We start from the raw sequence: 21088 nt of genomic DNA, 5'->3' as shown, positions 1-21088 counted from the left end.
CCGCATGAGGAACCTCATACGAGCCATTATAAATGGCGAACGCCTTGTTAAGTCAAGCTTAGCTTACGCTTGTCCTGTAGCCTTGTTCATAAATTCTTCAAAAGCGACGTCTTTAACGGTTACTTTTGCAGATTTTAACAATGCTTCAACAGCTTGCTCTTCAAGCGCTACATTGCGCATGTTTTGCATGAGTTCTTTATTTGAGTTGTAGTATGAAACAACTTCAGATGGATCTTCATACGCTGAAGCCATAGATTCGATCAGTGCATTAACACGATCATCTTCAGCTTTTAATTCGTTAATCTTAATCACTTCGCCTAATAGCAAACCGATTTTAACACGACGCTCAGCTTGTTCAGTGAAAAGTTCAGCCGGAAGTTCTGGCATATTTTCAGTTTGACCACCAAAACGCTGCATTGCTTGTTGACGAAGTACATTCACTTCACCATCTGCAAGCGCTTTAGGAATAGCAATTTCGTTCGCAGCAAGTAAACCAGTAATAACCTGCTCTTTCACATTCGCTTTTAGCGCTTGTTCTAATTCACGAGTCATATTCTTGCGGATTTCAGCTTTAAGTGCATCTAAGCCACCTTCAGCAATACCAAACAAAGAAGCAAACTCGTCATTGACTTCAGGTAAGCTAGCCGCTTGAACTTCAGTCAAAGTAATAACAAACTTAGCCGCTTTACCTTTCAAGTTTTCAGCATGGTAATCTTCAGGGAAAGACACTTCGATTTCGAATTCGTCACCTGTTTTATGCCCTACAATACCCGTTTCAAAACCAGGGATCATACGGTTGCTACCTAATTGAAGTTCGAAATCGTCAGCTTTTCCGCCTTCAAATTCTTCGCCGTCGATAGAACCAATAAAGTTCATTTTCACTTTATCGCCATCGGCAGCTTCACGCTCAACAACGGCATAAGTAGCATGCTGCTTACGTAACGTTTCAATCATAACGTCAACATCAGCGTCATTTACGTCAGCTTTTGGCTGTTCAACGGTAATGCTGTCTAAACCAGTTAATACAACTTCTGGGTAAATTTCAAAAGTAGCAACGAATTCGAAGTTGTCACCATCTGTACTACCCGGAGTAAATACTGGTGCGCCAGCTGGGTTTAACTTTTCAGCCACAATTGCTTCAATAAAGTTACGTTGCATCACTTCACCAGTGATGTCTTGACGAATGGCTTTACCATAACGTTTGTTTATTTCAGTAATAGGTACTTTACCTGGACGGAAACCAGGAAGACGAGCACGCTTAGCTTCGCGTAATACATTGTCTTTAACCAATTTCTCAATTTGCTCAGCAGGTACAGAAATGGTTAGGCGACGTTCTAGGCCTTGAGTTGTTTCAACAGAAACTTGCATTGTTTTACCTCGAAATATGTCTAACGTTCTTTGTAATAGTCGACAACTCAACCATTAGATATTCGTTTCTTGACCATGTTTTTAGCTAGGGCACTCAACACAGCAATATTATTCATACTGAAAACACTGTTGGTACAGGTAGCTCATTTTGGATATTTATCAAGACGCGACATTATAGCTACCGTTTTTAACAGAGTCGAGCCTGAAAAGGACGATTTACGTGATAAACAAGCCGACTTATGCACAATTAAGGTGTGTTTGCACGTTTAATGTGCGAAATGAAATTTTTATTTACGCTTGAGATGCTTAATAGCAAAAGAATTGTCGTGACTTAAAAGCAGCAGCAAAGCCCTTAGAGGGTGTGTATGAGATAATTTGATTTAATCAGAAAAATGGGGTGACTGATGGGGCTCGAACCCACGACAACCGGAATCACAATCCGGGACTCTACCAACTGAGCTACAATCACCACTGAAATGGTGCACCCGGCAGGATTCGAACCTGCGACCACCCGCTTAGAAGGCGGGTGCTCTATCCAACTGAGCTACGGGCGCATGGTTACAGCTTGAAGCCGTATCCTGTCTGGCTGAACAATCTTACTTGTTCTATTATTCACTACTATAGCAAATAATATTTAATTTGGTCGGTGATAGAGGATTCGAACCTCTGACCCTCTCGTCCCAAACGAGATGCGCTACCGGGCTGCGCTAATCACCGAAAATATTGCTTCGTATTCGAGTTATTTATTATCTTTACACAATAACAAGGTTGTCTCGAGAACGGAGCGCATATTAACGAGTCACCTTGCTACCGTCAACGATTTTTTTAAACCTTAATGCTATATGCCGAATTTAGCAGCAAAAACGATGATTAGCATCATAGCGAGAATAGTTTATTCACTGTATTTTCCTCGTCTAGCAAATGACACTCTTCAATACGCCTGTTAGAATAAGCACCGTTCGTTAATTGACTTCAACACCCGCGTCACTCAAAGGAAACTCTACAGCCATGACTGCTCAAATTATTGACGGTAAAGCCATTGCACAATCTATCCGCACTACACTTAAGCAAAAAGTAGCATTACGAAGACAAGCAGGATTTCGTGCGCCAGGTCTTGCCGTTATTTTAGTGGGCAGCGATGCCGCATCTCAAGTTTATGTTGGCAGTAAGCGTAAAGCTTGTGAGGAAGTCGGTTTTGAGTCTGAATCTTTTGATCTTGACGCCAGCGCAACTGAAGCAGAACTGTTAGCTCTAATTGACAAGTGTAATGATAATCCAAGCATTGATGGGATTTTAGTTCAACTGCCTCTGCCTGAACATATTGATGATTCAAAAGTTATTGAGCGTATACGTCCGGATAAAGACGTTGATGGCTTTCATCCATATAATGTCGGCCGTTTAGCCCAACGTATTCCTGTACTTCGCGCTTGTACGCCTATGGGCATTATGACGTTAATAAAATCAACTGGTATTGATACATATGGCTTAGATGCGACGGTAGTTGGCGCATCAAATATTGTCGGTCGTCCAATGACGCTAGAATTATTATTAGCAGGTTGTACAACAACGACCTGTCACCGCTTTACTAAAAACTTAGAACAAAAAGTGCGTCAAGCTGATTTATTAGTCGTCGCGGTAGGTAAACCAGGCTTTATTCCTGGTGAGTGGATAAAGCCAGGCGCAATTGTTATTGATGTTGGTATCAATCGCTTAGACAATGGCAGTTTAGTGGGTGATATTGAATTTAACGTTGCCGCAGAAAAGGCGGCCTTTATTACTCCTGTACCTGGTGGCGTTGGCCCGATGACCATTGCAAGCTTGTTAGAAAACACCCTGTACGCTTGCGAGCAATATCATAGTTAACTTAAATCACAGCTAGCTAAATCTCAGATACGTAAATCATGTTGATTAATAACAAAAAAGCCTGCAATTGCAGGCTTTTTTAGTTAATGAGCGAATTAGATTACTTTTTACGCCATGTTGTACCGCTAGGGCCGCCATCTTCTAACACAACGCCTAACTCGTTTAAGCGATCGCGAGCGACATCAGCAGCAGGCCAATCTTTTTCAGTACGGGCACGGTTACGTTCAACGATAAGTGCTTCAATTTCTGCCACTTCATCGTCACTACCCTCTCCCTTAAAGAAAGCCTCTGGAGTTTGGCTAATAAGGCCGAGCACATCAGCTAATTGCTTCAAGCTGGCACCTAATGCCGATGCCGCTGCCATATCGGTTAGTTTAAGGCGATTAATTTCACGAACCATCTCAAATAACACCGAATAGGCTTCTGGTGTATTAAAATCATCATCCATTGCTGATTTGAACTTGGCAACATAGGCTTCAGCAGGCGCTGCTTTTACACTTAAATCTAAATCTTTAAGCGCTGTATATAAACGCTCTAAAGCAGCACGAGCTTGTTTTAAATTATCTTCAGAATAATTTAACTGGCTACGATAATGACCGGATAATAAGAAGTAACGTACGGTTTCAGGATCATAATGTTTAAGCACATCACGAATGGTAAAAAAGTTATCTAATGATTTAGACATTTTTTCACGATCAACCATTACCATTCCGGTGTGAATCCAATAATTCACATACGGGGTATCATGAGCACAACAAGACTGAGCAATTTCATTTTCATGATGTGGAAACTGCAAATCAGAGCCGCCACCATGGATATCAAAATGTACCCCAAGGTGCTTACCGTTCATGGCTGAACATTCTATATGCCACCCTGGACGCCCCGGGCCCCAAGGTGATTCCCAAGTTGGTTCACCCGGTTTAGACATTTTCCAAAGCACAAAATCCATTGGATTATGTTTAGCATTGTCTATTTCTACTCGAGCACCAGCTTGAAGTTGATCAAGATTTTGGCCTGATAACTGCCCATATTCAGGAAATGATGCAACACTGAATAATACATCACCATTGCTGGCAACATAAGCATGGTCGCGCTCAAGTAAACGCTGAACCATATCGATAATCTCTTCCATATGTAACGTAGCTCTAGGCTCGAAATCAGGTCGTTTCATATTTAAGGCATCAAAATCTTGGTGCATTTCGCCAATTAAACGTTCAGTGAGAGACTCGCAAGATTCATTATTTTCAGCAGCACGTTTGATAATTTTATCATCAACATCGGTAATGTTTCGCTGAAAATTAACCTCATAACCTATGTAGCGTAAATAGCGCACTATCATGTCAAACGAAACAAAGGTACGCCCGTGACCAATATGACATAAATCGTAAATGGTCACGCCGCAGACGTACATTCCGATTTTACCTGGATTTATTGGTATAAATTCTTGTTTCTCACGACTCATACTATTGTAAATCTTTAACATCGATTGGTCTCTTTTACACTAATTTATAACGGGAAATATTAATCCAGATTCTAGCATGATGCCACCTGTTTTGAACACCGCACTTTAAGCGGCACTTAAGATAAGTTAGAATCGCACAAATTATCTTTTTAAGTGAGACAACATGATTACTTTACACACCAATTTGGGCGATATTACTTTGCAACTAAATGAAGAAAAAGCACCTATTACGGCGGCTAACTTTATGCAATATGTAGAAGATGGTTTTTTTGACGGTACTATTTTTCACCGTGTCATTGACGGTTTTATGATCCAAGGTGGTGGTTTCACTAAAGATATGAGCCAAAAAAGTGTAAAAACATCAATCAAGAATGAAGCTAACAATGGTTTATCGAACCGTAAAGGCACTGTTGCCATGGCGCGCACATCAGATCCACATTCAGCTACAGCACAATTCTTTGTTAATGTTAATGACAATACCTTCCTTGATTTTAAATCTGAAACATCTCAAGGCTGGGGTTACTGTGTATTTGGTGAAGTCGTTGAAGGTTTAGACATTATTGAAAAAATCAAAAATGTTGCAACCGGTAATAATGGTATGCATCAAGATGTGCCATTAGAGGCTATTGTGATCGAAAGCGTTAGCGTTAAAGCGTAATAGTGAAAAGAACTGTCTTTGTGGGCGATTTACATTTAAGTGCTGATCGCCCCGATATCACTCAAGCCTTTGTGCATTTTCTAAGCCATGGTTTAGACGATGCTGAGGCGCTTTATATCATCGGCGACCTATTCGAAGTATGGATGGGTGATGATATTGCCGAACCCTTTAGCATTGCTATCTCAGAGGCCATTAAAATAGTCTCCAACACCATGCCCGTTTACTTTATTCATGGTAACCGTGATTTTATGGTCGGCAAACAATTTTGCCTACAAGCAGGTATGCAAGTGCTACCAGAGGTGTATTGTATCGACTTGTACGGTGTTAATACCGTGATTTTGCATGGTGATAGCCTTTGCACCCTTGACCTTGCTTATCAGCGATTCAGGCGCTTTAGAAGTTTAGGACTTGTACGTTGGGTTTACTCCCACTTACCCAAAAAGACCCGCTTAAACATTGCCGCAAAAATTCGTCAAAAAAGTGTCCAAGGCAATCAACAAAAACACTATGAGATTATGGATGTTGAACCTAGTGCGGTAACCGAACTTTTAGCCAGTACTGACTGTCAGCAAATGATCCATGGCCATACTCACCGGCCTGCCATTCATCAATTAAGCCATCAACAACAGCGAGTAGTCGTGGGTGATTGGTATACACAAGGTAGCGTATTAAACGTTAGCGAAAACGGTTGTGAGCTTTTACAACTGCCCTTCCTAGAAACAAACTGCACCCATTAAACCATGTCTAGCTATACGTCATAAGCAAAGTATAAGTTCGGAGGTTAACTCACCGAGCTATACTGCTGGTACACCGCTATGGAAACGAAATTCGCCATCTACGGACAAAATCAATTCCCTTTCCTTTTCACGAAAATAATCAATTCGCTCACTTATATCGGTGCCCGCAACATTCTGAGCAAGGGTTAAATAATCTTGATAATGCCGTGCCTCTGAGCGAAGTAATGAAATGTAAAATTTAGCGAGTTCATCATCTAAGTGCGGTGCGATCTTGGCAAACCGTTCGCATGATCGAGCTTCAATAAATGCTCCTATAATCAATTTATCAATAATGGTAGCAGGTTCGTGAGTTCGTACATGAGTCATTAATTGCTTGGCATAACGGCCGGCACGAATATTACTGTAGTCAATACCACGTGATGTCATGATTTGCAGCACTTGTTCAAAATGATGAAACTCTTCTTTGACCAGTCGCACCATCTTATTCATTAAATCAGTACTTATGACTAAATTATTACTGACGACTAATTCGTTGGTAATATCATTTTTTTTAATATCACGGGCCAAAAATGCTGCCACATTACGATCTTGCTGATAAACAAAATCTTCGTAAGGCTTTGCCCAATCTTTTAATAAGTTTGCGCTCGTTTTATCAATCGCATATTTACGGATCATAAAAATAGCTGTTTGCGCAGCTTTTAGCTCGCAGTTGCAGTGATCAATGAGTAATGCGTTAAGTTGCTCAGACTGCTTTGCCTGCTCAACCCAACTATTAGGGGTTTCACAACCTAGGAAATCATAAATAGGAACGAGTAATTGCTGCATCAAATAAATAATCCTCTCAAAATTCTTGGACTATCTTACCTACAGAGTCTTCTTTTCTGAAGTTAAAAACATAATACAACTTGACGAATGTCTATTTATGTTCAATAAATAAGCCAAGCATCTAAATTTAACGATTTTGTAACAGGTGCTATCGATCACCTTAAATGATGATTCTAAATTGGGATAGAGTCATAACTTAACAACATAGATGTTAGCAATGAGGAACTACCTCAGTGTATTTGCCAACACCATAACCCTGTTGATAAGTTGATGTGGACTGATTAAGGCGATTGGTACAAAGCTGTAGTCAGTTCGTCGTTGTTTGGCGAGCTAGGTCAGAAATGCTAAACAAGGATAACTATAATGGTACTGAATCACTTAATGGGGCTTTACACTCATCCGAAACAAGAGTGGAAAACAATTGAAAAAAACCATGAAGCACTAAAAAGTAGCTTAAGTCATGTGTTACTTATTGCACTTATTCCTGCAATTTGCTCTTATTTTGCAACCGCTCATATTGGTTGGCATCCTGGCGTAGGAGAATCACTGTTTCTCACATCTCAAAGCGCATTATTTATGTCCATAGGAATGTATTTTGGCTTAATAATTGGCGTTCTGGCACTGGCTTATTTGGCCTTTTGGATGGGCAAAACATTTGATGCAGATCCAACCTACACTCAAGCTCTCGAATTAGCGTCCTATACTGCAACGCCCTTATTTATGGTCGGTCTTGCAGCACTCTATCCAGTATTATGGTTCATCATGATCGTCGGATTAGTTGGCTTATCCTATTCGGTTTATCTGTTATATGCAGGTGTTCCTATCATTATGAATATTCCTGAAGAAAAGGGCTTTATTTATTCAAGCTCAGTTGTTACAGCAGGTCTGGTATTATTAGTCGCGTTGATGGGAAGTAGTATTATTTTATGGAGTATTGGCTTTGGGCCGATGATGCAATAATGAATTGGTTGATTATTGATTATTGATTATTGATTATTGAAAAAATAATACAAAAAAGGCGCATTAAGCGCCTTTTTTATTATTAAAATAAGTGATTAAGCGAAAGTATCTCTTAACGGAACCGTTAAGTTAAATACCAAATGTTCAGCGCTAGAATCTTTACTGTCTGCACAATAATAACCTTCGCGTTCAAACTGGTAGGCTTTTTCTGCCGGAGCATTAACCATACTAGGTTCAACGAATCCATTAACTACTGTAAGCGAGTTCGGATTGAGCACTTCATCAACGGTTTCAAAAGCTGCTGGGTTTTCACTAGTGAAAAGTCTGTCATACAAACGAAACTCTGCAGGCTTTGCTGTTGCTGAGTCAACCCAATGAATAACGCCTTTGACTTTACGACCATCAGCAGGATTTTTGCCTAGCGTATCTGCATCATAGGTACAATAAACCGTGGTGACATTACCGTATGAATCTTTGTCACAACGTTCCGCTTTAACAATATATGCATTGCGTAAGCGGACTTCTTTACCTAATACAAGACGTTTAAAGTGCTTATTTGCCTCTTCTTTAAAGTCTTCTATATCAATAAAAAGTTCACGACCAAAAAATAACTCTCGAGTCCCCATAGCCTCATTGTTTGGATGGGCTGGCGCAGAAATAGTTTCAGGTTGTGTGTTGGGATAGTTTTCAATAACGACTTTAATCGGTCTTAAAACAGCCATTGCACGAGGAGCATGTTCGTTTAACTCTTCGCGAATACAAGCATCTAACATACCGACTTCGACTAAGTTTTCTTGCTTAGTGACCCCAATACGCAGGCAGAACTCACGGATTGATGCAGCCGTATAACCACGACGACGTAAACCAGCAATCGTTGGCATACGAGGGTCGTCCCAACCAGATACAAGTTTGCGCACCACTAGGTCATTGAGTTTACGCTTAGACATCAAAGTATATTCTAAATTTAAACGCGAAAACTCATACTGATGCGGACGATCTGGAGTATGAAAGTCGTCTAAATGATCTAAAACCCAATCATAGAGACGACGGTTATCTTGAAACTCTAGAGTACAAATCGAATGAGTAATATGCTCTATGGCATCAGAAATACAATGAGTAAAGTCATACATTGGGTAAATGCACCACTTATCACCTGTTTGATGATGATGTGCAAATCGGATACGATAAATAACCGGATCCCGCATGCACATAAAAGAAGATGCCATATCAATTTTAGCACGCAGAGCACATTCACCTTCTTTGAATTCGCCTTTACGCATTTTTTCAAATAATGCGAGGTTGTCTTCAACACTGGTGTCACGGTAAGGACTGTCTTTTCCTGGCTCTTTCAAGGTGCCACGATATTCTCTGGTTTGTTCCCCGTTTAGGAAACAAACATAAGCAAGACCTTTAGTGATTAACTCAACAGCATACTGATGTAATTGGTCAAAATAATTGGATGAATAACGGATATCGCCAGACCATTCAAAACCTAACCAACGCACATCTTCCTGAATTGACTTCACATAGTTAATGTCTTCTTTTTCAGGGTTAGTATCATCAAAACGTAAGTTACATTGACCTTGGTAATCTTTTGCAATACCAAAATTTAAACAAATAGACTTAGCGTGTCCTATGTGTAAAAAACCATTAGGTTCTGGCGGGAAACGAGTATGAACTTCGTTATGCTTACCGCTTTTTAGGTCTTCGTCTATAATATTACGAATGAAGTTACTTGGACGTACTTCGGTGTCCACATGACTCATGGAATTCCTCTTGGCGCACAATGGCAATATGAATAAAGACTGATGATCCTACAGATCTTAAGTAGTTACAACTGCTAGCGTCGAAAAAATTAACCTGATAAACAAAAACACCCATTCGAGCAAAAATAACAACGACCGAAGCACGCTATTTCTATGATGTATTTACTCATATTAATAAAAAACCCAGCAAGCTGGGTTTTTTATTAATATGAAACAAATCGTTGCACGTTATTCGGTGATGATTCGTATTCCTGGAATAATTTGTTGCGCTTTGCGGCCTTTTTTATTTAACCACATATAAAACATCATCAAGGCTACAATAAAGAAACCAATCCAACTGGCTGACTGCACAGGATGCTGAGTAAAAGTCGCACCTTGATACACCACAGTCGCAGAGCCATAAGCCAATGAGAAAGTCCAAATAGCTGCAAAGCGTGCCCATTTAGCACCAAATTCATGTACTAAGGCACCCATAGCGGCCACACAAGGTGTATAAAGTAAAATAAACAGCAAGTATGAAAATGCAGCTATCTGACTTTTAAACCCTGTTTGCAGCGCACTAAATGTAGAAGAGTCAACAGACAACTCCATCGCGGCTTCATCTAAGTCAGTAATACCTGCTATCGCAATTGATAAAGGATCACCAGGCTCAATGCCGAGTAAATTGGCCGGAATTGTCGCTAAGCCTATTTTGACGCTATCCCAAATAGACACGAGTTCTTCGTCATCAGCCTCTACAGTGGTATATAAACTATTTAATGTTCCAACCACTGCTTCTTTAGCAAAAATGCCGGTAATAATACCCACAGTCGCAGCCCAATTATCTTGCTCAATGCCCATTGGGCTAAAAATTGGTGTGATTTGCTGGCTAGCAACACTAAGTAATGATTCTTTACTGTCTTCATGCCCGAAAGAGCCATCCGTACCGATAGCATTAATGAAATTAAGCAGTGTCACTACAATGATGATGGTTTTACCCGCTCCCTTAACAAAGCTTTTAGTTCGCTTAGTTGTACGAGAAAACACCGCTTTAGTTTTAGGCATTTCGTAACTAGGTAACTCCATTACAACGGCACTACTTGAACCCGGCAATACGGTATTTCGTAATAATAACCCAGTGCCAATCGCGGCTAAAATACCAATAATATAAAGTAAAAAGACTAAGTTTTGACCTGAATGCGGGAAAAATGCTGCAGCAAATAATGCATAAACAGGCAAGCGAGCACTACATGACATAAACGGTGCCATCATACCGGTAACGATACGCTCCCGTTCACTGCCTAACGTTCTCGTTGCCATTATGGCAGGCACCGAACAACCAAAACCCACAATCATTGGCACAAAGGCTTTGCCAGGTAAACCGATACGACGCATTAAACCGTCAACAACAAACGCCGCACGAGCCATGTAACCAGATGCTTCGAGTACTGATAGCGCTAGAAATAATGCAGCAACAACAGGAATAAACGTTGCAACAGTCTGAATACCTTGACCGACACCGCCAGCTAAAATTGTCACCAACCAATCAGGTGATCCCATTGAAGTCAACAAGGCACCAAAATGGTCAACAAAAATAGCACCTGCTGTAATATCAAAGAAATCGATAAAGGAGTTACCAACGTTAATACTGAATAAAAACATTAGATACATGACAAACAAAAAAATCGGGATACCCAAAATAGGATTTAAAACCACTTTGTCGAGTCTATCGGAGGCACTAACATGCTTACCTTGATTGACTGAAGCTTCGAACACCTGTTGCACAAAATCGTAACGGGTAGTGGCAATCATAATATCAATATCTTCACCAGCCTGCTCAACTCGTTGAGTACACTGTTTTACCGTTTCATGTAATTGTACTTCACTGGTACCGCAACCTTTACCATGGCTGTTAGCTAATATAGCAAGCGCCTGTCCACGGCTTAACTCAGCAAGACCTTGGGTTTGATTTTGCATTTGTAGTGCCGTTATACTTGTTTCAATATCAGCATGATACTGCAACATTAACGATGGCGTTGTGTCATCTTTTTTCAATAATGAAAATATTTCAGCCTGTAGTTTTTCGACATCAGCTTGTTTACGTGAACAAATAGCAACGACAGGACAACCTAAACGTTTAGACATGTCATCAGCATTAATAACTATCCCCAACTTTTTGGCTGCATCAATTTTGTTAATGACAACAATCATAGGAATACCTAACTCACGTAATTGCGTGGTTAAATATAGATGACGCTCAACGTTAGTGGCATCAACCAAATTGATGATGGCATCCACTTGTTGTTCCGAAAGATAAGCTTGGGCAATTTGTTCGTCTAATGAACAGTCACAGCTATTGCCTGCGGGTAACAAATCATAAATCCCTGGCAAATCGGTAAGAAAAATATCTGCATCAGAATAGCTAATTTTACCGGTTTTCTTTTCTACGGTAACACCCGACCAATTACCAACCTGTTGGCTTGCACCAGTAAGAGCATTAAAAAGAGTCGATTTACCTGCATTGGGATTACCCACGGTGACACAGTGAAATTGTTTAGTCATTTTTTAGATCTACCTCAATAATATCTGCTAAATCACAACGCATACATAATTTACTGCCACGCAAATTTAATTCAACACCAGACCCCATTGGGGCTCTGCGTATAAAATTAAAATGGGTGTTAGGCGTTATGCCCATAGATAATAATTTACGCTTAACAGTTTGCGGTAACGTTAATTGACCGATTTCAGAGATAATCGCTTGATCGCCTGGCTTAAGTTCACTCAGCTTCATGTAACACTACCTTCAACAACATTGATAACGTCAAAAATTTTATCCGAACTAAATAAGTTAAACTCCAATCTAGATCAAAGTTTTACTTGTTAACGAGAATAGTTTTCACTTGTATTACGTATTATGTGACAAAAGCACGCTAGAATACAGCAGAAAGGAGATTTATTTGAAGAAGAAATAGAGGTATGAAGTAAAAAGTAAATAATTGTTATTCTCTTTGAGCAGTCAATAACCCCATGTAACAATCGTCTAACCATATGCCATCAATACAGCTATTTTGTCTTAATGTTCCTTCTAGTACAAAACCAATCTTTTCAAGAACCCTACGTGAAGCGGTATTTTGTTGAGCACAAAGTCCAATATATTTATGCATCTTAAATTGTAACGCGCCCCAATCGGTTACCGTTCGTAGGCTTTCCGTTGCAAACCCTAAACCTTGTTGTTCTGGAGCTATGAGATAACCAACTTCAGCTCTTCTCAATTCTCCATCATCGCATCTAAAACCAATCAGTCCGACAAACTCATTAGTGTCGATTCGTTCGATGATCAGCGATAACCAGTCTCCGGTTTCAAATAACCACTCAGCTTTACGTTGTTCAAACTTAGATATTATATCCGATTCAGATTCAATGTTTCGTATATATTGATTGATACTTTCATCAAAATGTAAGCGTAAAAAATCACTCCAATCATTACTCTGTAAATTTCGTAATTTCAAACGATCACTATAAAGATTTATGTCCATATATTATCCATTTACTTATTAAAAAAATGGCAGCTTAAGCTGCCATTAATTATTACATAATCAATTGAGACTAGCTGCGACTAGTGACTTCAAGTAAATGAAAACCAAATTGAGTTTTAACAGGTCCTTGAACAACATTTAACGGGGCACTAAAGACAACTTCGTCGAACTCTTTGACCATCATACCGGGTCCAAAAGAACCTAAATCACCACCTTGTGCGCCTGATGGACAAGAAGAATTTGCCTTCGCGATATCAGCAAAATCAGCACCAGATTCAATCTGTTGCTTGAGAGATTCGCATTGTTCTTGAGTACTAACTAATAGGTGTCTAGCGGTTGCTTGTACCATAATATGGCTCCAAAAATATACTGTATTAAAAAGGTAACATTAACATAATGACAATATGATGACACAATAAAGTCATCACATTTGTGTCATGTTTATTTTGTGGATTCTGCTTTAATCCAATCTGCAATTTTGTTTTCCATCACAGCCATAGGCAACGAGCCTGATGTTAATAATTGATCATGAAAACCTTTAAGGTCAAATTTATCACCGAGCGTTTTTTCAGCATCAGCACGTAGTCTTAAAATAGTCAATTGACCGACTTTATATGACAATGCTTGACCAGGAATAGCCATGTAACGTTCAACTTCAGCAATGATATCGGATTCTGCCATCGGCGAATTATCCATCATGTATTGAATAGCTTGCTCACGGCTCCATCCTTTTGCATGAAGTCCTGTATCAACAACTAATCGCATTGCTCGTAACATCTCATCTGATAATTTACCAAAATATTGGTATGGATCGCTAAATAAACCCATTTCAATACCTAAATATTCTGCGTACAACGCCCAGCCTTCTTCAAATGCGGTATAACCTTGGAAGCGTTGGAATTGTGGAATATCAGTTAACTCTTGTTTTATCGAAATCTGAAAGTGATGACCAGGTGAAGCTTCGTGTAACGAAAGCGTTGTCATACCCCATTTGGGCTGAGCTTTTAAATTATACGTATTGATATAAAAAATACCAGGACGAGATCCGTCCACAGCTGGTGATTCGTAAGATGCACCGGCAGCAGATTTTTCACGGAAACTTTCTACTGGTTTAACAATGTAATCAGCTTTAGGCATTACATTAAAATACTTAGGTAACACCTGATGGATATGCGCTTTAATAGTCATATAACCATCAATAAGATCTTGTTTATCAGTAAAAAAGTATTGTGGTTCTGAAGACAAAGATGCGAAAAATTCTGTAAGATCGCCTTTAAAACCAACCTGTTCCCTTACCTTATCCATTTCAGATAGAATGCGGGCCACTTCTGATAAACCAATTTGATGAATTTCATCCACTGACAAGGTTGTTGTTGTATGGCTATTTGCTAAGTGTTGATACCAATCTTTACCATTCGGTAACCCCCACCAACCATCTGAGGCACGAGAATTTGGCAAATAATCGTTTTTTACATAGTCACGCAATTGAGTTAATGCGGGTAATAACTCATTTTCAATCAGCTGAGTATACTCATTAGTTAATTGCTGTTTTTGCTCAGTCGTAAAATCCTCAGGCAGTAAATTTATCGGCGAATAAAAAAAGCTGTCCTTGGCATCTTTAACAAGTTGGGCATCTAGCTGAGGAATTATCCGTTCGACAAGCACTCTAGGTAATACAACTTTACTGGCAATACCTTCATCCATACGTTGCTGAGCTAACTTAGTCCAATTAATAAATCCGTGTAATCGAGACAGCCAATTTTGGTAATCCTTGACGGTTTTAAATGGTTGAGCACTCTCACCACTGCCTAACTGCACCATAGTAAACACTGTGCTATAAAACTGATTGATAGGTAAAAAATGCTCTGGATAAGTTTCACCGATGAGCTCCATATTACGATCATAAATAAACATGTCGTAACTGAGCTTAAGCGAAGCTGGTAGCTTATCTGCATCGATGGATTTAGCTTGACTAAAATATTGACTATTTAAGTCATGACGGGCCTTTAAATATTCTTCTGTTAATGCGCCACCAAATTGGTCGTTATAATCATTAACACCCACAAAAGTGGCATAAATAGGTTCAAGCTTTAATTGATCATTAAAAAAATTATCTGCCATCGCTAAATACTGCTCTGAAGCAGATTGAGTCATCACTGCAGCGCTAGACTTTGAGGCAGATTCTGAAGCAGGAGAAACTGTTGAGCCATCTGAACAACCTTGAGCGGCCAATAGTAAGGACACACTAAGCGCCAATAATGTTTTATTCATTTTTATGATTCCTTAATACACATTAACTAGGGCAATATTAGACCTAAAGTCATATAGTTAGCAGTAATATGTTAGTTTGTTATGGTTATCATTAAAGCTAAGTGATAATTAAACTTTTAGTCATTGTTATTGATATAAGCCAAACACAATACACATGAATATAAAATTAACACTGTATTGATTACAAATTCATGCTCAAAATGTCAAGTTGATGTCACGCGGCAATTGAACCTTTTTGATCATCCTGCACCTAGTGATACATTGGCTATCATTATTAATTTAAAATGCATGAAGAAGCGCTTTCAGTTTTATAGACTAGACACGCATGCTTGCCTTAATGCAGATTATCAATCAATGTTAAAATATTGATGCTCATTCTTTATGATGGGCAACACCAGACAATTTATTCATTGTATCCATGCCTTGCTTTACATGAAACAAAACTTCAGTAAATACACATAAACTAACAATTAAACTTGCTCAGTTCACCCCAAAATGCTCTAAAAACTGCAACCTTTTGAACCGATACAGCAATATAAATGCAACACGTCAGTTAACATAAATGATTAAATGGTTTTATAAGCTAATAAAAAAGCCCCATAAAGGGGCTTTTTTTAATCGAGATGACAACTAAAGCGTTACGTTATGCATCCGAGCTTTATCTTTAATATAAGAAATATAGCTCTTAGCACTTCGTTCTGTCTTCTTATCATTAGCGGCAAGTAATGCTCGCTTATAAGCAGACTTGTACTTTTTAAGGCTTAAGTATGCTAAAGCTAGCTCAAACTGAGCTTCACCAGGATTATCAATACCCGCATCAAGTGCCTTTTTAAGCACTGGTATAGCGTCATTGTATTTTTGATCTAAAGCAAGAATACGACCTTGTTTTAAATACAAATCACCCTCATTGCTAATTGCGGCAGCTTTACCATAGTAGTAAGCAGCTTCTTTTAGCTCTTTAGCATTATGATAAAAACCAGCTAGAGTTTTTAAACTTTTCGCGTTTTCAGCAATTAGACCTGACTTTATATGCTTTTCAAAAATGGTAGCAGCTTTATAAGGCGAGCCTTTTTGTGCTAACAATTGAGCCAAACGAGTAATGTTACTGTCTGTCTCTAAAAAGCCATTTTTATATGCTAAATCATATGTCGCTAGTGATTTATCATAGTCTTCAGTCATTAAGTAAAACTGAGCTAACTGAACCCAGAGACGTTTGTCATCTTGGAACAAAGGTACCATCGTTTCTAACACTTTAACGGCTTCTTTGTACTTTTTCTGGTTAAAGTAAGCGGTTAACTTCATCTGATATAAACCTTTATCAGGTGTGTCAGATAAAGATAAACCTTTATCTGCTACTTGAAGTACTTTATTCCATTCTTTTAACTCAGTGTAGGCAATACCTATTCGACGATACATTTGTGCATCAGACTTACAGGTAAACTCCATCCACTTATAATAATATGGAATTGCTTCTTTAAATTGTTTCTCTTGTAGTAATAAATCTGCATACAAACGCATTGTTGCAGCATGATCTGTACCACCAAGAATATCAGCATCAACAGCAGTCTTTAAATACTTTATCGCTGTTTTCATCTGACCTTTTTCAGCATAAAAGTTACCTAACATACGGTCGACATACGCTTTGTCGAAATCGTTGTTAGCATTAGCCTCAAGCAAAATTGAAATTGCTTCGTCTAAGTTACCTTCAGTATATGCTTCAAAAGATTTTTGAACTTTTTTTGCAGCGCTTGCGCCAACAGCACGAGATTGACGTTTATCAATTTCACACTTCTCGGCAGCAACTACAGTGCTAGACAATAATGCACTTCCACAGACTGAAAGTAATAACGCTGTAGCGATACTAGTAACTATACGCATTATCTACCTCCTTTCTCTAATGTGAAGTCCAATTGAACTGTCATACCAGGTTGTTTTAATGGTTTGCCATCAACAATCTTTGGTTTGTACTTCCACTTTTTCAAAGCGCGAACAGCTTCACGATCGAATACTCGTCGAGGTTCAGCCTTGATGACAGTAACGTCTTCCACACCGCCAAGTTCGTTAATAGTAAAAGACAGTTGAACGTAACCTTCTTTACCATCACGTGCAGCAGCAATTGGATACTGAGGCTCAATACGAACAATAGGAGTCGCATCACCGTCACGAGTCATCATGTTACCGAGTTTAAAACCAGTACTTGGTCCGCCCGCTTGGATACCACCCATATTGAACGACATATTAGTGTCAATATTAGATGATGAATCAGGCGGAGTAGTATCCGGCTTAGGTGGCTGCTCCGGTGGTGGAGGTGGCTCAGGAGTAACCCTTGGTTTTTTCTGTGCCTTCGAATCCTGTTTATCCATCGTAATTTCAATAACAGGTGTGTCCGCTGACTCATCGTTGCGTTGTGCACCGCCGCCGACTAGGAAAGCCATGAAAGCAAACAGCCCGAAAGTCACTGCGGCACCAATGATAATTGATACGAGTGCTCTTAGCATATTACTCATTCCCCGCTGATATTGAAATTTTGTCAATACCGGCAGCTTTTACATTATCAAGAACCTTAACAACGACACCATGTAAAGCGTCTTTGTCTGCTTGAATAAGTACTGCTGCTTCTGGTGCTTCCGCTAGCATACGTTCTACGTTAGCCGTTACACGTTCGATATCAACCTGACGGTTTTCCATCATAATGACGCCAGTTTTACTGACACCAATAAAGATGTTTGCCGAAGGTTTAGACGTAGCCTGTGACGCTTTAGGCTTGTTGTAGTCTAAGCCTGAAGGCTTAACAAATGATGTTGTTACAATGAAGAAGATCAGCATGATAAACACGATGTCTAGCATCGGGGTCATATCAATTTGCGCTTCCTCTTCCATAGTGGAATGCTTCTTACGTGCCATGTTCAATCTCTCTCTAGTGGTGAGGCATGCTGTCTTTTAGCTTTTGTAAACTGATTCTCATTTTTGAGTCTAAACGAGTGCTAAAGAAAACACCCGATAGCGCTGCAACCATTCCTGCCATTGTCGGCATTGTGGCCATAGAGATACCAGCGGCCATTAAACGAGCATTACTCGTCCCCTGAACTGCCATCACATCGAATACTGAAATCATACCGGTTACAGTCCCTAATAGACCAATCATTGGACAAATTGCCACTAGGGTTTTGATTAACAGCATACGTGCATTCAAATCTTGCTTCGCTTGGGATACCCAAGCTTCACGGATACGGTGAGCGTGCCAAGAAGTTGTTTCTTCTCTTGCTTCCCACGAGGCGATCACGGCTTGATGTTGCTTTGGTGATATCCAATTTAGATACCAGTAACGTTCAAGCATTAATACCCACATTAGGAATAGCACAGCTGCAACCAACCAGAGGACATCGCCTCCGGAGGCCATGAAGCCCCTGACGGAATCCCATACGTCCATCAGGATTAGCATCATTAGTCAGCCCTCTTCTCAGCATGTTCTGCAATAATACCAGCACTTTGCTCTTCAAGAACTTGAACAATTGATTTACTACGAGCAACAACGATTGCGTGTAACAACATTAGAGGCAACGCAGCAACAAGACCCTGCACAGTTGTAATAAGTGCCATAGAAATACCACCAGCCATCAATTTAGGGTCACCAGTACCGAATAACTGAATTGATTGGAAGGTTGCAATCATACCAGTAACTGTACCTAGTAGACCCATCATAGGAGCAATAGCAGCAATAACTTTAATGATTGAAATACGAGCTTCTAAAGCCGGCGTTTCTTTTAAGATAGCTTCATCAAGTTTCAACTCAAGCGTTTCAACATCAACATCTTTGTTTGACTGATAAACTTTTAGGATACGACCTAAAGCATTGTTACCAGGATTATCGATATTTTTACGTTGACGGTTAACTTTACCGCTAATAATAGTCAGAGTGACTAAACGCTCAAGAGCGATTATGGCACCTAATATTAATAGACCAATAATGATATAACCAATTGGACCACCCGCTTCGATACGATCTTCTAAGCTAGCTTTGTTAGTGAAGATGTTTAATAACACGCCACGAGCCGGATCAATATAGAAAGGAGCAACACCAGACGTGGTTTTTTCCCAATCAGCAACGGCACTAACTTGGTAACCTTCAGGTTGTTGTGATAACTGCTGGATTAAGTTAAGTTCTGGCTTGTAAACAACATATTTGCCTTGAGCAGTTAAGTTGAATGGTCCAACACGATAAATCGGGGTGTCTATAACGTTGCCATCAATAGCCGTTACCGCACCATTGAACTTAACAACTTTCCCTGATTGAACCATTTCAAATAACTGAGCTTCCCAAAACTGCTCTAACTCTTCAATTTTAGGCAGTGATTTACGAGCACCTAGTTCAGCAATAAAAGCATCGCGACCTGGGTACTGAGCACTAATGTTAGACGCTGCTAATTTACCAGAAAAATCACCGGCTTCACCTTTAACAACACCAAACATTTCACCCAAGTCACCTTGAGCTGTTTTTAAATCTTCTTCTAACTGAGCGATTTTACGCTCGTTGTCTAAGAATGCTTGGTTTAAATCTTTTCCACGTTGCTTTTCAGCAGCGAGAGCATTTTTTTCACGTTTAAGCAATGCCGCTTTGTCACCACGTTCAGCTTGAAACTCTCTTTCGCGCTTAGCGTTAGTTTTGCCTTCGCTTGCTCGATCGGCTTTAACTTGCTGTAACAGTTGACTGATAGTTTTTGGTGCATCTGCAGCAGAAACCATACCAGCTGTTAAAGAGAAAGTTGCAGCCAATAGCACTGTTGTAATTAACTTCTTCATTATTGTGCAGTCTCCGCAGCAGGAATTGGTAATGCGAATAGGTCTAGTGCGCCTTGCTTACGAGCAATGCGGATACCTTTAGTAATGTCACGAAGGTAGCTATCGTCTAACTTATTCCAAGACTTCGCATCGGCATCGTACATCCATGCAATTTTCTGGTCTAAGCTTTGTGCATAAAGTGCCACTCTACCTAGGTTAAAGAAATCAACGAGCACTTCTTTACCATCTAGATCTAGTTTACCTGTATGAACAGCAACGAAGTTACCATACTCACGCTCGATGCTATATGCATCCAAGATAAGACGATATTTTTCTGCCAATGTAACTTCTGCAGTGTTAAGAATATCTTTTAAATTGTTAACTCGGTTATGACGAACTTCCGAATTAAAAGGTAAATCTAAATTTACAAACTGTTCTAAGGCATCCACCATTTTAAACATTAATGGCACAACACCTTGGCGAAGTTTATCTACACCATTGATATCTGTTTGAATTAAATCAAGTGAATTTTGTTGATCAGCTACCAAGCCTGCAACGTAATCATTGTATGACTTCAATGATTCACGCTCATCAGCAACGCTGCCATACTCAAAAAGCATGTCTTGTGCTTGGTCAAAATATTTGTCGACTTTCTTTTGCGACGCAGCAGAAGCAGCATTTAGGCTGCTATCAGCTTTTTGTACGTCAGCTAGAGGATCTGCAACAACGAAGTTGCTACCAGCTAAAGCCAGAGCGCCAACAAGTGCAGTAGCGATTTTTGTTCTATTGCTTACCTTGGACATAGTTCCCAACCAATTTGAAGTGAATTAAAAAGTTCAACTAAGATAAAACAGTCATGATCTAAATTTGTTAATCAATAC

19 protein-coding genes and 3 tRNA genes are annotated in these 21088 nt (G+C 39.6%); 4 read left to right on the top strand and 18 right to left on the bottom strand.

Going from position 1 to position 21088, the window contains the following annotated elements:
- Positions 1-63: 63 nt before the first annotated feature.
- The 4 genes from tig to FH971_RS06870 all read right to left on the bottom strand — a co-directional run bounded on the left by tig (position 64) and on the right by FH971_RS06870 (position 2085).
- Positions 64-1368, bottom strand: coding sequence for a trigger factor (gene tig / locus FH971_RS06885; protein ID WP_137221585.1), 1305 nt, complete (start codon positions 1366-1368; stop codon positions 64-66).
- A 393-nt stretch (positions 1369-1761) separates the two neighbouring features.
- Positions 1762-1837, bottom strand: a tRNA-His gene (locus FH971_RS06880).
- Between the two features lie 8 nt (positions 1838-1845).
- Positions 1846-1922 (bottom strand) — tRNA-Arg (locus FH971_RS06875).
- 86 nt (positions 1923-2008) lie between these two features.
- Positions 2009-2085 (bottom strand) — tRNA-Pro (locus FH971_RS06870).
- Positions 2086-2376: 291 nt separating this feature from the next.
- Here FH971_RS06870 and folD point away from each other — a divergent pair.
- The gene (gene folD / locus FH971_RS06865) at positions 2377-3231 is read left to right on the top strand and encodes a bifunctional methylenetetrahydrofolate dehydrogenase/methenyltetrahydrofolate cyclohydrolase FolD (RefSeq protein ID WP_140233806.1); all 855 of its coding nucleotides are present in this window, start codon (positions 2377-2379) and stop codon (positions 3229-3231) included.
- Positions 3232-3331: 100 nt separating this feature from the next.
- On the opposite strand, the gene cysS is transcribed toward folD, so the two are convergent.
- Positions 3332-4714: a cysteine--tRNA ligase gene (cysS, locus tag FH971_RS06860; protein ID WP_137221589.1), complete on the bottom strand. Its 1383-nt coding sequence runs from the start codon at positions 4712-4714 to the stop codon at positions 3332-3334.
- 142 nt (positions 4715-4856) lie between these two features.
- On the opposite strand from cysS, the gene FH971_RS06855 reads away from it, so the two are divergent.
- Together FH971_RS06855 and FH971_RS06850 are read left to right on the top strand one after the other, a co-directional pair.
- On the top strand, positions 4857-5351 hold the full coding sequence (locus tag FH971_RS06855) for a peptidylprolyl isomerase (RefSeq protein ID WP_140233805.1): 495 nt from the start codon (positions 4857-4859) through the stop codon (positions 5349-5351).
- 2 nt (positions 5352-5353) lie between these two features.
- Positions 5354-6088 (top strand): UDP-2,3-diacylglucosamine diphosphatase, encoded by a 735-nt coding sequence (locus FH971_RS06850; RefSeq protein WP_140233804.1) that lies wholly within the window; start codon positions 5354-5356, stop codon positions 6086-6088.
- Positions 6089-6145: 57 nt separating this feature from the next.
- On the opposite strand, the gene miaE is transcribed toward FH971_RS06850, so the two are convergent.
- Complete coding sequence (gene miaE / locus FH971_RS06845) at positions 6146-6913, bottom strand: tRNA isopentenyl-2-thiomethyl-A-37 hydroxylase MiaE (protein ID WP_137221595.1); 768 nt, start codon at positions 6911-6913, stop codon at positions 6146-6148.
- Positions 6914-7276: 363 nt separating this feature from the next.
- On the opposite strand from miaE, the gene FH971_RS06840 reads away from it, so the two are divergent.
- Positions 7277-7873, top strand: coding sequence for a Yip1 family protein (locus FH971_RS06840; protein WP_137221597.1), 597 nt, complete (start codon positions 7277-7279; stop codon positions 7871-7873).
- Between the two features lie 95 nt (positions 7874-7968).
- Here the strand turns inward: FH971_RS06840 and glnS are convergent, their stop codons facing one another.
- From glnS to FH971_RS06780, 12 genes are all read right to left on the bottom strand, one after another.
- On the bottom strand, positions 7969-9639 hold the full coding sequence (gene glnS, locus FH971_RS06835) for a glutamine--tRNA ligase (protein ID WP_140233803.1): 1671 nt from the start codon (positions 9637-9639) through the stop codon (positions 7969-7971).
- Positions 9640-9867: 228 nt separating this feature from the next.
- The gene (feoB, locus tag FH971_RS06830) at positions 9868-12180 is read right to left on the bottom strand and encodes a Fe(2+) transporter permease subunit FeoB (RefSeq protein WP_140233802.1); all 2313 of its coding nucleotides are present in this window, start codon (positions 12178-12180) and stop codon (positions 9868-9870) included.
- The gene (locus tag FH971_RS06825; RefSeq protein WP_137221603.1) at positions 12173-12412 is read right to left on the bottom strand and encodes a FeoA family protein; all 240 of its coding nucleotides are present in this window, start codon (positions 12410-12412) and stop codon (positions 12173-12175) included. Before FH971_RS06825 ends, feoB begins: the two co-directional genes overlap by 8 nt.
- Positions 12413-12620: 208 nt before the next feature.
- A complete protein-coding gene (locus FH971_RS06820; RefSeq protein ID WP_140233801.1) occupies positions 12621-13157 on the bottom strand; it encodes a GNAT family N-acetyltransferase in 537 nt (178 codons plus the stop codon).
- A gap of 70 nt (positions 13158-13227) precedes the next feature.
- A complete protein-coding gene (locus FH971_RS06815; RefSeq protein ID WP_137221607.1) occupies positions 13228-13506 on the bottom strand; it encodes a peptidylprolyl isomerase in 279 nt (92 codons plus the stop codon).
- A 92-nt stretch (positions 13507-13598) separates the two neighbouring features.
- Entirely contained in the window at positions 13599-15428 is a 1830-nt protein-coding gene (locus FH971_RS06810; protein ID WP_140233800.1) for a DUF885 domain-containing protein, read from the bottom strand.
- A 630-nt stretch (positions 15429-16058) separates the two neighbouring features.
- Complete coding sequence (locus FH971_RS06805) at positions 16059-17306, bottom strand: tetratricopeptide repeat protein (RefSeq protein ID WP_140233799.1); 1248 nt, start codon at positions 17304-17306, stop codon at positions 16059-16061.
- Positions 17306-17926, bottom strand: a complete 621-nt coding sequence (locus FH971_RS06800; protein WP_140233798.1) for an energy transducer TonB — start codon at positions 17924-17926, stop codon at positions 17306-17308. The genes FH971_RS06805 and FH971_RS06800 overlap by 1 nt, the downstream gene beginning before the upstream one ends.
- 1 nt (position 17927) lies before the next feature.
- The gene (locus FH971_RS06795; protein ID WP_137221616.1) at positions 17928-18332 is read right to left on the bottom strand and encodes an ExbD/TolR family protein; all 405 of its coding nucleotides are present in this window, start codon (positions 18330-18332) and stop codon (positions 17928-17930) included.
- 13 nt (positions 18333-18345) lie between these two features.
- The gene (locus tag FH971_RS06790; protein WP_137221618.1) at positions 18346-18873 is read right to left on the bottom strand and encodes a MotA/TolQ/ExbB proton channel family protein; all 528 of its coding nucleotides are present in this window, start codon (positions 18871-18873) and stop codon (positions 18346-18348) included.
- The gene (locus FH971_RS06785) at positions 18873-20228 is read right to left on the bottom strand and encodes a MotA/TolQ/ExbB proton channel family protein (RefSeq protein WP_140233797.1); all 1356 of its coding nucleotides are present in this window, start codon (positions 20226-20228) and stop codon (positions 18873-18875) included. Before FH971_RS06785 ends, FH971_RS06790 begins: the two co-directional genes overlap by 1 nt.
- Positions 20228-21010 (bottom strand): DUF3450 domain-containing protein, encoded by a 783-nt coding sequence (locus FH971_RS06780; RefSeq protein WP_140233796.1) that lies wholly within the window; start codon positions 21008-21010, stop codon positions 20228-20230. The genes FH971_RS06785 and FH971_RS06780 overlap by 1 nt, the downstream gene beginning before the upstream one ends.
- Between the last annotated feature and the right edge of the window lie 78 nt (positions 21011-21088).

This window comes from Shewanella polaris (genome assembly GCF_006385555.1).
GTDB lineage: Bacteria > Pseudomonadota > Gammaproteobacteria > Enterobacterales > Shewanellaceae > Shewanella > Shewanella polaris.
This window is presented reverse-complemented; position numbering and strand designations above follow the sequence as displayed.

What these genes read in the sequence shown, in the direction of transcription:
- glnS (WP_140233803.1), bottom strand. Translation starts at nt 9,639, where the DNA reads ATGAGTCATGTGGACACCGAAGTACGTCCAAGTAACTTCATTCGTAAT.
- FH971_RS06825 (WP_137221603.1), bottom strand. Translation starts at nt 12,412, where the DNA reads ATGAAGCTGAGTGAACTTAAGCCAGGCGATCAAGCGATTATCTCTGAA.
- feoB (WP_140233802.1), bottom strand. Translation starts at nt 12,180, where the DNA reads ATGACTAAACAATTTCACTGTGTCACCGTGGGTAATCCCAATGCAGGT.
- FH971_RS06780 (WP_140233796.1), bottom strand. Translation starts at nt 21,010, where the DNA reads ATGTCCAAGGTAAGCAATAGAACAAAAATCGCTACTGCACTTGTTGGC.
- FH971_RS06855 (WP_140233805.1), top strand. Translation starts at nt 4,857, where the DNA reads ATGATTACTTTACACACCAATTTGGGCGATATTACTTTGCAACTAAAT.
- miaE (WP_137221595.1), bottom strand. Translation starts at nt 6,913, where the DNA reads ATGCAGCAATTACTCGTTCCTATTTATGATTTCCTAGGTTGTGAAACC.
- folD (WP_140233806.1), top strand. Translation starts at nt 2,377, where the DNA reads ATGACTGCTCAAATTATTGACGGTAAAGCCATTGCACAATCTATCCGC.
- FH971_RS06840 (WP_137221597.1), top strand. Translation starts at nt 7,277, where the DNA reads ATGGTACTGAATCACTTAATGGGGCTTTACACTCATCCGAAACAAGAG.
- FH971_RS06785 (WP_140233797.1), bottom strand. Translation starts at nt 20,228, where the DNA reads ATGAAGAAGTTAATTACAACAGTGCTATTGGCTGCAACTTTCTCTTTA.
- FH971_RS06810 (WP_140233800.1), bottom strand. Translation starts at nt 15,428, where the DNA reads ATGAATAAAACATTATTGGCGCTTAGTGTGTCCTTACTATTGGCCGCT.
- FH971_RS06800 (WP_140233798.1), bottom strand. Translation starts at nt 17,926, where the DNA reads ATGCTAAGAGCACTCGTATCAATTATCATTGGTGCCGCAGTGACTTTC.
- FH971_RS06820 (WP_140233801.1), bottom strand. Translation starts at nt 13,157, where the DNA reads ATGGACATAAATCTTTATAGTGATCGTTTGAAATTACGAAATTTACAG.
- tig (WP_137221585.1), bottom strand. Translation starts at nt 1,368, where the DNA reads ATGCAAGTTTCTGTTGAAACAACTCAAGGCCTAGAACGTCGCCTAACC.
- FH971_RS06795 (WP_137221616.1), bottom strand. Translation starts at nt 18,332, where the DNA reads ATGGCACGTAAGAAGCATTCCACTATGGAAGAGGAAGCGCAAATTGAT.
- FH971_RS06790 (WP_137221618.1), bottom strand. Translation starts at nt 18,873, where the DNA reads ATGATGCTAATCCTGATGGACGTATGGGATTCCGTCAGGGGCTTCATG.
- cysS (WP_137221589.1), bottom strand. Translation starts at nt 4,714, where the DNA reads ATGTTAAAGATTTACAATAGTATGAGTCGTGAGAAACAAGAATTTATA.
- FH971_RS06815 (WP_137221607.1), bottom strand. Translation starts at nt 13,506, where the DNA reads ATGGTACAAGCAACCGCTAGACACCTATTAGTTAGTACTCAAGAACAA.
- FH971_RS06805 (WP_140233799.1), bottom strand. Translation starts at nt 17,306, where the DNA reads ATGCGTATAGTTACTAGTATCGCTACAGCGTTATTACTTTCAGTCTGT.